This is a genomic window from Streptomyces griseorubiginosus (assembly GCF_001514195.1).
GTDB classification, from domain to species: Bacteria; Actinomycetota; Actinomycetes; order Streptomycetales; family Streptomycetaceae; genus Streptomyces; species Streptomyces griseorubiginosus.
Genome location: NZ_KQ948743.1, coordinates 229,319 through 240,928, shown reverse-complemented (window position 1 = coordinate 240,928; position 11,610 = coordinate 229,319). Strand labels below are relative to the sequence as shown.

General features: G+C 71.2%; 10 protein-coding genes. 6 read left to right on the top strand and 4 right to left on the bottom strand.

The annotated features are described in order from the left end of the window. Positions 1 to 207: 207 nt before the first annotated feature. Together AQJ54_RS34580 and AQJ54_RS34575 are read left to right on the top strand one after the other, a co-directional pair. Positions 208 to 1,401 (top strand): serine hydrolase domain-containing protein, encoded by a 1,194-nt coding sequence (locus tag AQJ54_RS34580; protein WP_428843814.1) that lies wholly within the window; start codon positions 208 to 210, stop codon positions 1,399 to 1,401. Further along, complete coding sequence (locus AQJ54_RS34575) at positions 1,398 to 2,978, top strand: alpha/beta hydrolase (protein WP_062244159.1); 1,581 nt, start codon at positions 1,398 to 1,400, stop codon at positions 2,976 to 2,978. Before AQJ54_RS34580 ends, AQJ54_RS34575 begins: the two co-directional genes overlap by 4 nt. A 200-nt stretch (positions 2,979 to 3,178) precedes the next feature. Here AQJ54_RS34575 and AQJ54_RS34570 read toward each other — a convergent pair whose 3' ends face one another. After that, on the bottom strand, positions 3,179 to 3,910 hold the full coding sequence (locus tag AQJ54_RS34570; RefSeq protein ID WP_062244156.1) for a dienelactone hydrolase family protein: 732 nt from the start codon (positions 3,908 to 3,910) through the stop codon (positions 3,179 to 3,181). Between the two features lie 154 nt (positions 3,911 to 4,064). On the opposite strand from AQJ54_RS34570, the gene AQJ54_RS34565 reads away from it, so the two are divergent. After that, positions 4,065 to 4,553 carry a universal stress protein gene (locus AQJ54_RS34565; protein WP_020138415.1) on the top strand — a complete coding sequence of 163 codons (489 nt, stop codon included), beginning with the start codon at positions 4,065 to 4,067 and terminating at the stop codon, positions 4,551 to 4,553. Positions 4,554 to 4,616: 63 nt separating this feature from the next. On the opposite strand, the gene AQJ54_RS34560 is transcribed toward AQJ54_RS34565, so the two are convergent. The 3 genes from AQJ54_RS34560 to AQJ54_RS34550 are packed head-to-tail and all read right to left on the bottom strand — an operon-like array spanning position 4,617 to position 7,797. Further along, entirely contained in the window at positions 4,617 to 5,060 is a 444-nt protein-coding gene (locus AQJ54_RS34560; RefSeq protein ID WP_062031007.1) for an STAS domain-containing protein, read from the bottom strand. Continuing rightward, positions 5,057 to 6,145: a cobalamin B12-binding domain-containing protein gene (locus AQJ54_RS34555; RefSeq protein ID WP_062244153.1), complete on the bottom strand. Its 1,089-nt coding sequence runs from the start codon at positions 6,143 to 6,145 to the stop codon at positions 5,057 to 5,059. The genes AQJ54_RS34560 and AQJ54_RS34555 overlap by 4 nt, the downstream gene beginning before the upstream one ends. Next, positions 6,142 to 7,797 (bottom strand): PP2C family protein-serine/threonine phosphatase, encoded by a 1,656-nt coding sequence (locus tag AQJ54_RS34550; RefSeq protein ID WP_107121192.1) that lies wholly within the window; start codon positions 7,795 to 7,797, stop codon positions 6,142 to 6,144. Before AQJ54_RS34550 ends, AQJ54_RS34555 begins: the two co-directional genes overlap by 4 nt. Before the next feature lie 512 nt (positions 7,798 to 8,309). On the opposite strand from AQJ54_RS34550, the gene AQJ54_RS34545 reads away from it, so the two are divergent. The 3 genes from AQJ54_RS34545 (at position 8,310) to AQJ54_RS34535 (ending at position 11,582) form a co-directional block, all read left to right on the top strand. Next, on the top strand, positions 8,310 to 9,425 hold the full coding sequence (locus AQJ54_RS34545) for an ArsR/SmtB family transcription factor (RefSeq protein ID WP_062244151.1): 1,116 nt from the start codon (positions 8,310 to 8,312) through the stop codon (positions 9,423 to 9,425). Positions 9,426 to 9,525: 100 nt separating this feature from the next. Next, a complete protein-coding gene (locus AQJ54_RS34540; protein ID WP_159055591.1) occupies positions 9,526 to 10,695 on the top strand; it encodes an indoleamine 2,3-dioxygenase in 1,170 nt (389 codons plus the stop codon). Continuing rightward, a complete protein-coding gene (locus AQJ54_RS34535; RefSeq protein WP_062244149.1) occupies positions 10,692 to 11,582 on the top strand; it encodes an alpha/beta hydrolase in 891 nt (296 codons plus the stop codon). Before AQJ54_RS34540 ends, AQJ54_RS34535 begins: the two co-directional genes overlap by 4 nt. The last annotated feature ends 28 nt before the right edge of the window (positions 11,583 to 11,610 follow it).

Here is an 11,610-nt window from a genome sequence, read left to right as displayed (position 1 = left end):
CGCTACGGCTGCCCCCACCCGCGAAGGGCCCGCCAGCCCGAGTGACCTCGTCGCGGCGCCTGCCTAGCGTTGTGGCGCATGGCGCTCTTCCCTCTTCCCTCGACGACGAGTGGACGCGCAGGCGTAGCAGCCCTGTTGGCCGCTGTCGTCATGCCCGCCGCTCCGGCCGCAGCGTTACCGGACACCGCACCACAGACGACCGCACCACTGCCCTCCGCCGCACCACAGGCGGCCACACCACTGCCCGCCGCCGCCCCACAACCCGCCGCCGCGCCCCAGCCCGCCGCCCGGCCCCAGCCCGTCTGCGAACCTCACGCCGAACTGCGTCAGGCGCTGCGCACCCTGACCGGCCGGGACCGGATCACCGGGGCCGTAGTTCTCGTCAGAAACACCAACACGCCCGCACGCTGCGGGAGTTGGACCGAAAGCGCCGGAACGGCGGACCTGGGTTCCGGTCGCCCCATGAACGCAACCGACCGACTGCGGGCCGGCAGTGTCACCAAGACGTTCACCGCGACGGTCGTCCTGCAACTCGCCGCCGAACACCGGCTCGCGCTCGACGCCCCCGTCGACCGCTACCTGCCAGGTGTCATCCGGCGCAACGGATACGACGGCCGCCACATCACCGTACGGCAGCTGCTGCGGCACACCAGCGGGCTGCCCGACTACCTCGACGCCCCGGAATGGGAGCAGTTCGAACGCCTGCGGTACCGCCACTTCGAGCCACGCGAACTCGTCGCCCGCGCCCTCGACCTGCCCCGCCCGAGCGGTGCCTGGCACTACGCCACCACCAACTACCTCCTCGCGGGAATGATCATCCGTGAAGTCACCGGACACGCGCCGGAGGCGGAGATCACCCGTCGCGTCATCCGGCCCCTCGGACTGCGCGACACGTACTGGCCCGGGGACGAGATCCGCATCCGAGGACCGCACTCGCGCAGTTACTTCACGGCGGAGGACGGCCGTCTCGTGGACGGCACCGCCTGGAACACGACCTTCGGCGGGGTCGGCGGCGCGCTGGTCTCCTCGCCCGACGACCTGAGCCGGTTCATCAGCGCGCTGTTCGGCGGCCGGCTGCTGCCCGCGGCCCAACTCGCCGAGATGCGGCGCACGGTGGCCGCCGACCCCGACCGCCTCTGGCCCGGCGCCCGGTACGGGCTCGGCCTGATCTCCTCGCCGCTGCGCTGCGGCGGCCGGTGGTGGGGACACGCCGGGACCGTTCCTGGAGGGCATCGGGCCCTGACCGCGGTGGGTCCGGGCGGACGGACCGTCGCCGTCGCGCTCAACGAGGTACCGGCCACGCTCCAGGCCGAAGAAGACTTCCTCGACGTCGTACAGACCGCGTTCTGCGAAGACCCGCCCTCCCGGGCGACACCCCCGATCGAAGGGAAACGTCAGTGATCCGCTCCACCCCCTCGCCGTACGGCACTTCGGCAACGGCGAGGAAAGTCGCCCTGGGCCTGGTCACCCTCACTCTCGCCCTGACCGCGTTACCCGCCACGACTCTCCCGGCCCAGGCGGCCTCCGACCCCCTTGCCCGCTTCCACCATCAGAGCCTCGACTGGAAGAGCTGCGTGCGCGGCCCCGACGACGCGACCGGCAAAGAGCTTGAGGAGGCGGGCGCCCAATGCGCCGACGTGCGGGTGCCGTTGGACTACGGCGACCCCGGCGGCCGTACGATCACCGTCGCGATCTCCCGGATCCGCGCCACCGACACCCGCCACCGCGTCGGTCCGCTCCTGCTCAACGGCGGCGGCCCCGGCGGGCAGACGCTCGGCGACCCGCCGTGGGTCCGCGCCGCGATGAAGGACGTCGCCGCACGCTACGACGTGGTCGGTGTGGACCCCCGCTTCGTCGGCCGGAGCACCCCACTGGACTGCCACTGGCCGACCGGCTCCGCGTTCCGAAGCGCGGGGGTCGACCGCGCCGGCTTCGACCGGAACACAGCCTTCGCCAAGGACCTCGCCGAGCGCTGCCGACGCCACGCGGCGGACGTCCTGCCGTACGTCACCACCCGCAACACGGCACGCGACCTCGACGTGATCCGTGCCGCTCTCGGTGAGCGACGGATCTCGTACTTGGGCTATTCGTACGGCAGTTACCTCGGCGAGGTGTACACCACGATGTTCCCCGGCCGGACCGAGCGGGTCGTCCTGGACGGTGTCATCGACCCGGCCCGCTACGGACCGCGCCTGCTGCGAGGCACTGAGAAGGCCAACCGTCACGCCCTGAAGGACTGGGCCTCCTGGGCCGCCGCCCGCGACGAGACGTATGGCCTGGGCCGCACCCGTGGGGCGGTGCTGGCGACCGTGGACCGCGTCCAGGCCGCCGCCGCCCGGACCCCCCTGCGGCTGGGGAAGTACCGGGTGGACGAACACCTCGTTCCCCTGGTCGTGTTCAACGGCCTCTCGCAGGACAACGACAGCGCCTACGGCGACTTCGCACTGGGGGTCCAGGACCTGCTGCGCGCGGCACAGGGTCGGCAGGTCACCCCCTCGCCGTGGCTCTCCGAGGCTCTCGCGTTCATGCTGACCGGCAGCGACTCCCACTACGGCAGCGTCCAGACCGCCATCCTGTGCGGTGACGCGGCCGCCCCGAGGGACCCGGAGGTGTACTGGCGTGACGTCCAACGGGCGCGTGAGCGTGATCCGTTGCTCGGCCCCGTCACCAACAACCTCAACCCGTGCGCCTTCTGGGACCCGCCCCGCGAACGCCCGACCTCCATCAGGCACGACCTCCCCGCCCTGCTCGTCAACGCCACGGGAGACCCGCGCACCACGTACGACGGCGCGACCGCGGTGCACCGCAAGTGGCCCTCCTCCCGCCTGGTCACCCTGCGCGGCGCCGACCAGCACGCGGTGTACGGCGTCTACGGCTCATCCTGCGTCGACACCACGGTCAACGCCTACCTCGCCACCGGTCGGCTGCCGGTCAAGGACCTGACCTGCGTCGCCCGTCCCTCGGGCAGCCGTCCGTAAGGTCACCGCAGCAGCTGCTGGGACAGCGGGGTCGATGAGGAACCGGGAGGTCGCGCGGGACAGGGAAAGGGCCTTGCAACGCCACGGGGGAACAGCGCTGCAAGGCCCTACGCCCCGACTGCCCGACGTCATTCAGATCATGCGCCTGAGTCGGGCATCTTTTCGTGCCACCGGTGTATGGGCTGTTGGCCGCGGGTGCATCAGCCCAGGTGCCGGGCGAAGAACCGAAGTGTGTCGTCCAGCTCGAACCGCGGCAGATCTCCGTGCCGGCCCGGGTTGGCGTGCAGTGTCTTCTCCGTCGAGCCGATGGCGTCGTACAAGGCCAGGCCCTGCGCGCGGGGCATCAGCTCGTCGTCCCACTGGAGCAGGAACTGCACCGGCACGAGGATCCGCGCGGCGGCCTCCGTCAGGACGGGGGACCCTTGCAGGCCCAGCACCGTGGCGCGGACTCGAGGCTCCGCGGCGACGAACGGCATGCCGAGCGCACAGCCCAGCGACATCCCCCAGTAGCCGACCTGTCCACCGCCGACGTGGTCGAGGTGCTGAACGGCGGTGAGGACCGCCTGCCAGTCCGCGACGGTCTGCTCGACCACCAGCGTGTACAGGGCGGTGTCCAGCGAAGCCGTGTCCTCCCCCGCCCTCACGCGCGCCCGGTAGTCGGCCGCGAGCCGGTCGAACTCCGGAGCCGTCGGCCGCTCGCCGTGATTGGGTACGTCGATCGCGGCGACCGCGAACCCGCCCTCGGCCGCGAAGCGACGTGCGCGAGCCAGGATGCCGGGCGCCTTCTTGTGCTGCCCGCCGCCGTGTCCCATCAGGATCAGCGGGCGAGTGCCGCGGGCGCCCTCCGGCGTCCACAGCACTCCGGGCACCTCGCCGAGCGTGAAGGGCTGTTCGACCACGCCGGCCGATGACGTTCTGGAGTGGAATCGCACAGCGCTGATGGTCGCACCTGGGCGCGCCGCCCTGTCGCCTGTCCTTCCCCCGGGTCACTCCGCCGAGGCGGCGTATCGTCCCTCCCGGTGGGCCCGGCGGCCGCCGTACCGTCACTATGGGACTCGCCGGCCGTGATCGGAGGAGGCTGACCTCATGGCAGTGGTCGTCTGGATCGTCGAGGGCAATTGGCCCGCCTGCGTGGACGCCGCCCGCGTCCTGGCCCCGGCGGACGCCGATGTCGTGCTGCTGCACGTCAACCCGGCGGACGTGCCGGGAGTCGCGCACGGTGCCTTCGCTGGACTGCTCGGTCGCGGCCACCCCGAGCGGGACCCCGGCACGCGCCTCGAGGAACTCGCCGCCGCCTCCGCGCAGGAACTCCTCCAGGCCGCTGCCGATCGGCTCGGACGCCCGAGCACGCGGGTGGAGCGCACCGGACGCCTGGAGCGGGAGGTCGTCGCCGCGGCCGAGGGCGCCGATCTGCTGATCCTGGCCCGCGACGGCGACCGTTCCCGTGTCGGCCCGCGCAGCCTGGGACCGGCCAGCCGCTTCGTCGTCGACCATGCTCCTTGCCCGGTGCTCCTGGTCTGGCCGGAGTCACCGCCTGGGCTCCGCACGATGCCGCCACCGCCACCGCATCCCTGACAGCCGGGGCGCCCGGTCGCAGTCGACGCCGGCGGTCAGGTCGCCTACCCGGCCGGGCAGGGTTCAGGTCGTGGCGTCCGGTCCGGTGGGGCCGCTCGCGCGTGTTCTTCTCTCCGTTGCCGTCGCAGCCGCGGGGGATTCCGCCGTGTCCAGATGCGTGGCCGCGGCACCGGTCGCGGGCTGGGCCGTGAAGTACTCGAGCGTGCCGGTGATGCTGAGCAGCCGGTCGAGCTGCGCGGGCCGGTCGTCCAGATGCAGCCGTACCCGTGCCGCGTTGGCTCGGCGGCCGATCATCAACAGAATCGACAGCCCCATGGAGTCGACCATGCCGATCCCCGCACAGTGCAGGTGAAGGTCCTCGAGACCTGGTCGGGCCGAAAGCCGGGCCGTCGCCTCCTCCAGGAGGAGGTCGGCGGTGTCGTAGTCGAGATCCCCGGTGATCTCGATGCGGACCGCGTGCCTGGTCTCGACGGTGGTCAGGTGGAATGCGGGAGGCAGGATGGTCATGCGGGTGTCCCGGCTGTGGGGTGGTCGGTGGTGAGGGCTTCGATGCCGCGCCTGAGTATGCGCGACGCCCGGGGGAAGTCCTTGAGCTCGCGGGCCAGGAGGTCCAGGGCCGGCGGCAGCGACTGCGCGTCCACTTTCCTCGCGCGGAGAATCCGGTCGGTCCAGGTGACGAATTCGGTGAAGAGGACGTCGTCGCCGAGGTAGAGGGCGGCGGCGAGGAACTCCACGATCTGGGCGAGGTCTTCCGCCGTGCGCTCGCGCTGCATGTCGTCGTAGGCCCGCATCGCAGGCAACGCGTCCTGGAGGGCCAGGAAGACGGACCGCACCAGGGAGGCGCTGCTGCGGGCGACCAACGTGTACTCCTGGTCGACCAGATGGGGCAGGTCTTCCAGCTGCTGGTGATCGGGCCGCGGGCGCGGCAGCGGCGCCTCGGCGAGCCGGTCGGCGGCGGCACGCGCGTCCGGGGCCCACGCCTGGGCGCCGAGCAACAGGGCGTAGCGGCCGTCGGATCCGAACGCGGCGCCGCCCACCAGGACCGGGACTCCGATGGCCTGACACGCGGTGATGGCCGCGTGCGCGGTGGGAAGCCTGGTGGCGATCGAACTGGACAGGGCGACCGCGTCGGCCTTCGTGGTGTGCAGGTGGGAGATGAGATGGGCCGCGGGTACCTGCGCTCCGAGGTAGTCGACCTGCCATCCGCGCAGCTTCAGCACCTCGGCCAGCAGCCGGGCGGGCAGGGCGTGCCATTCACCGTCCACGCACGCCACCGTGATCCGGCCTCGGCAGGGCGTCCGGCGGGCATTGGCGGAGCGCAGGGCGAGTGCCGTCACGGCGCGTTCGTTGATGGCCGTCGCGGCGTGTTCCTGCGCGACACTGATGCGGTTCGCGGCCCATTCCTCACCGACTCTGCCCTGGACCGTCGCGATCACGTCCAGGAGGACGGACTCGGGGTCCAGGCCCTCGGCCAGAGCTCGCAGGACGACGTCGGTGGCGGTGTGCTCGTCTCCGGCCGCCACGGCGTTCCACAGCCGGTCGGCCAGTTCGCGGACGGGGGCGGAGTTGCGGGGCGAGGCGGTGGTGCTCATGCGGTGTACCTGCCCCGGGTGTGGCCGTCCACCGCGCTCAGATGGTGGCTGCGCGGCGCGGAGATCGCGACGACGGCCATGTCGTCGTGGTCCCGGTTGCCCAGCCACTGGGAGGCGAGCATCTGGACGTGCTCCACGATTCCCTCCGCCGGCATGCCGGCGCACTCGGCCAGGGCACGCTTGAGGCGTTCCTCACCGAAGAGGACGTCACCCAGCGGGCCGCCCCTGGCATCGGTGATTCCGTCGGTGTACAGGATGCAGGACTCCCCGGGAGCGAGCGTGACGGTCGTGGTGCGGGCACTGATGTCCGGCAGGGCCCCGACCAGGGTGCCGCGGGTGTCGGCTTCCTCGACCGTTCCGTTCGCGCGGATGATCAGCGGATGCGGGTGGCCGGCACTGGTCAGCCGCACCCGCACCTCGTTGCCCTTGCGGGCTGCGGACGCCAGGACCAGCGTCGCGAACCGGGTGTGGTGCGAGCTGAGCAGTGCGGTGTTCAGCAGGGTGAGCATCCGCTGGTGATCGTCGGCCAGGGGCAGCAACGCGTGCAGGGTGTTGCGGATCTTGCCGGTCAGGACGGCGGCCTCCAGACCCTTGCCGCACACGTCACCCAGCGCCACCAGGGACGGCTCCCCTTCCGCGACGCCGGGGTGCACGTCGTAGAAATCCCCGCCGATCCGCTCGTGATCCGCCGACGGGCGGTAGCTGCCGGCGAAGTCCACACCGGAGATCTGGTGCAGCACGGGGGGCAGCAGGTCCCGCATGAGGACCTCGGTGATGGCCGTCTGCTCCGCGTACAGGCGGGCGGCCGACATCGCCGCTCCGGCCCGTGCGGCGAAAAGGCGGGCGAACACCTCTTCCTCTTCGGTGAAGGCGGCGCTGCCCTCCTTGCGCAGCAGGACCAGCGCACCGGCCGGGACGCCGTGCCCGGGCAGGGGAGTGATCACTATGGCCCCGATGGGGCCGAAGTCCTCGGGAATCATCCAGCGCGGCGCAGCAGAAGCGTCGATCCACCGGGAGGGAACCGGCGGGAACCCGCGCAGGGCCTCTCCCAGACCGGGGACCTCGTCAGGGTCGACCACTTCCTGGGAGGTGGTGGGCGTGCCGCCACGCAGGCAGGACACCACGGGCAAGCGGCGGCCACGGGCGGGAGCGATCGCCAGGACCGCGTCGGCGAGGTGATCGGCGGCCATCTGCGCGGTCACGTCCATGCAGCGCCCCAGATTGAGCGAGGACAGCAGGGTGCTGGACGCCGCCGCGAGGAACGCCGTCTGCTCCCGCTCCATGCGCAGGGCTTCACGGGCCAGCTGGTGGTCGGTGTCGTCGACCAGCCACCACGCCACCGTGCCGTCGCCCCGCAGGCTGAAGTGCGCCTCGAAACGACGCCCTTCGATCCCGCCGGACAGCGGCACCTCCGGCTCCCGCCCGCCCTCCAGGCCGGCCAGGCACATCGACCGGTGGGCCGAGGCGAGCCAGCCCGGGACGACATCCGCGAGCTCCGCTCCGGGGCAGGCCGCGGGCAGCAGGACCTGAGCGGCTTCGTTGCGCTGCGTGAGGACACCGGCCGCGTCAGCGACCAGTACCGGGTAGGGGGCCCTGCCCCACGGGAAGTCCGGCTCCGCGCCTACGCCCGCCTGCGCCCGAGTAGAAACCAAATGTCGAGGACCCGCTGCGCGAATCCCTCACCTCGCCCACCCCAGAGAAATCATTGTCTTCGGGCAACCATCTCTCGCGGATGTCCGTCTGGCAAGTCGCTCTCCGTATCTACGCGCACATGAAGGTGCAGTGTGCATAAATCACCCCGGAGGCGCCCTGCAAGGGACTTCGGGCCGGTGCGCGGGCCCTGCCGGTGGAGCGCCGCAGCCGCGGTGGTCCAGGAATTCACCCGTGAGCGTGAACAGGGGGGTTTTGCCTCACGCTGATCACACCTTGGTGTGGGAGGCCTGGCAAGTCCCCACCCGGTGGACGTGATCGACGCGGACGACCGCCGGGCGGCGCCCGGGGTCGAGCGGCGAGTTCCGCCCCAGGACCGCGTTGCCGAGAGGTGCTTGTCCAGACGCCTTCCGAATCACGATGCGTTCCCCCACACGGCGTCCGCGTGCCGGCAAACGCCTGGCGGCGCGGCGCGGCTCCCTTTGTGGACGCCGTGCGGCCAGGATGACGGGTCATGACGATCGTGTTCCGAGTCCCTGCCGGCGGTGCGGAGCGGGTGGCGTTCGCCTACTCGCCGACCATGGAAGCCGTACTGAGTCTCCATGTGCTGGTGGAGCCCAAGCACCACCCCGTCCAGCACGGCTGGGTGCGGGCGATGCGCAAGCTGTCCCCGCCGCTGAAGCGCGAGATCGAGGCCTTCTCCTATGCGGTGCGCTCATACTTCCCCGAGTTCCTCTTTCCGCAGCCGACCGGCCGGCTGACGGACTTCGAGGGCGAACTGGCCGGCCTCCGCACGGCGGATCCGGAGCTGGTCCGCCTGGAGTTCGCCGTCCCTCTCCTCACGCCCTGGCCGGGCAGCGGCGCGGGCAGGGATCCGCAGGTGCTGCACACACCGGAAGTACGCCGTCTGCTCCGGGAGCGCCTCGCACGGGAAAGCGACGAAGCGATGGCCGCCATGCTCCTCGACGACCCCCGCGCCCTGCTGGAGCGGTTCCTGAGCATGCTGGAGCGCTACTGGCGCGAGGCGTTCGAGGAGGAATGGGCACGGGTCGAGCCCGAACTCGCCGCCGGCGTCAGCGAGGCCGGACACCAGATCGAGCAGCGCGGTCTGTACGGGATGCTCCGTGGCCTGTGGCCGGAAGTGCGCAGCGACCGGCAGGCCGAACGCTTCTGGCTGGAGCGGCCGCACGACCACGAGGTCACCATCGGCCCGGACGACACCCTCGTCCTGGCCCCCAGCGCCTATGTGTGGCCGCACGTACGCGTCAACTGCGACGGTCCCTGGCCCCTGGGCCTCGTCTTCCCGGTCTCCTCCATCGCCCGGGAAGCCCGCCCGAGGATTCCCCCCACCCAACTCGTCGGCACCTTGCGGGCGCTGGCCGACGACACCCGGCTGCGCGCCCTCCGACTGATCGCCGAACGCCCGCGCAGCACCCAGGAGTTGGCCCCGCTCGTCGGTGTCAGCGAGGCGGCCCTGTCCAAGCACCTGCGCGTGCTGACGGACGCGGGTCTGCTGGAGCGCCGCAGCGAGGGCTACTACGTCCTCTACCGACTTGCGCCCGGACAGGTGACGGGCCTGACGCCCAGCCTGGAAAGCTTCCTGAGGGGCGACGACACAGCGACGTCTTAGTGCCCGAGCCCAATCAGAGGGCTCCGGGTTCGTGCCGACATCCATATGCCCCACCTCGGGGGAAGGGCAACCTCGTGGAGACGCACGAGGAGGAAGCACAGTGATCCCTGAGACGACGCGCATACGGGCTCCCCGGCCCCGAGTGGCCGCGCTGGGCGAGTACGCCATCGATGCCGTGCACGGGTTCGTGCCCGCCGAGGACCCGGTGGACGCGCTGCAGGCGTACTACGAACCGTGGGAGCGGCTCGCGCGGAACATCGCGGCCCTGATCATGACAGGGCGGATGCGCCCGGCGGTCGAATCGCTGCCCGTGCTCGCACCGGACCGGCTGCACTCCAGCGGGGAGCAGGAACGGGCCATGCTGCTGTTGTGCTCTCTCGCGAACGCGTACGTGTGGGCCACCGACACACCCGCGGACACGCTTCCGGCACCGTTGGCAAGGCCGCTCCACACGCTCGCCGAAGCCCTGGACCGGGCGCCGATCATCTCCCACGCCTCCATCGTGCTCCACAACTGGCGGCGCATCGACGCCGGCGAACCGCTGAGCATGTCGAACATCGACACCCAGGTGACGTTTCTCGGCGGCGTCGACGAGAAGTGGTTCTATCTGGCGACGGTGGGCGTCGAACTCGCCGGCGCTCCCGGGCTGCCCCTGCTCGTGCAGGCCCAGCACGCGGCGGCGGCCGAGGACCAGGCCGGTCTCACCAAGGCGCTGCTCAGAATCCGCGATGTCGTCGACAAGGTGACCGACGCGTTCCTCGACGTCGAACGCTGGTGCGATCACTACGTCTTCTACCATCGCATCAGGCCGTTCCTCACGGGATGGTCCGCGCCGGGGCTGCGCTTCGAGGGCGTGGACCGGGAACCGCTGGTGCTGGCCGGCGGGAGCGCCGCACAGAGCTCCCTCATCCAGGCCTTCGACGCCGGACTCGACATCCCGCACCCGCACGGGATGACGGCGGGATTCCTGACCGGCATGCGCGCACACATGCCCGCGCCGCACCGTCGCTTCCTGGAGGATCTCGAGGCCGGTCCCTCGGTCCGTGAATGCGTCGAGCGAGACCGCGGCACCCACCCCCGGCTCGGCGACGCGTACAACGCGGCGGTGGACGCCCTGGTCCGGCTCCGGGCCCAGCACATCGGCATCACCGGGCGCTACATCAAGCGGTTCCAGAGCGACCAGGAGACCGCCAAGGGAACCGGCGGCAGCGACTTCGTCGCCTTTCTGAAGAAGTCGCGGGAGGAGACCTCAGATCGGCTGCTGCCATGACAGCACCTGCGTACGGGGACTTCGACCAGGGCCGGCTGGACGCCCAGTACTCACCCAGCAGCATGGTGGACGACATCCGGCCGTTCCTGGACGACTACGCGGACCGCAGCCGCCTCGCCCGACAGGAGCTGGCCGCGGTGGCCCGTCGCGACCTGCGCTTCGGACCGGGACACGACGACCGGCTGGACGTCTACGGTCCTTCGGGACCGGGCCCGCAAAGCCGACCCGCTCTGTTCTTCGTCCACGGCGGATACTGGCAGCAGCTGTCCAAGGAGGACACCGCGTTCCCGGCTCCCGCCATGGTGCAGGCGGGTGCCGTCTACGCCACTCCGGACTACGCCCTCGCCCCGCGAGCCCGGCTCTCGGACATCGTCGACCAGGTGCGCAGGGCCTTCGTCTGGCTGTGGCGCCGGGCGGCCGACCACCGCATCGACCCCGAGCGGATCGTGGTCTCCGGATCCTCGGCCGGCGCTCACCTGGCCGCCATGCTGCTCGCCACGCCGTGGCGGCAGTGGGGTCTGCCCGCGGACCCCATCGCGGGCGCGGTGCTCTTCGGCGGGATCTATGACCTGACCCCTGTACGGCAGACCTACGTCAACGACGTCGTGGGCATTGACGGCAGCGAGGTCCAGAACTGCAGTCCGCTGTTGCTGACGCCATCGGTGCGCTGCCCCGTGGTGATCGCCTGGGGGGAACGTGAGACGGACGAGTTCAAGCGGCAGTCGCGCGCGTTCGCGGAGCATCTGCGCCGGCAGGGCTGCCCGGTCACCGCGTTCGAGCAGTCCGGGCGCAACCACTTCGACTCACCCGTGGAACTCGCCGTGCCCTCCACCCGAGTTCATGCCGAGACCCTCCGTCTGATGCGTCTGGCCGCGGCTCGGCGCTGACCGCTTCCTTCCCACCCACCAGAGCGAC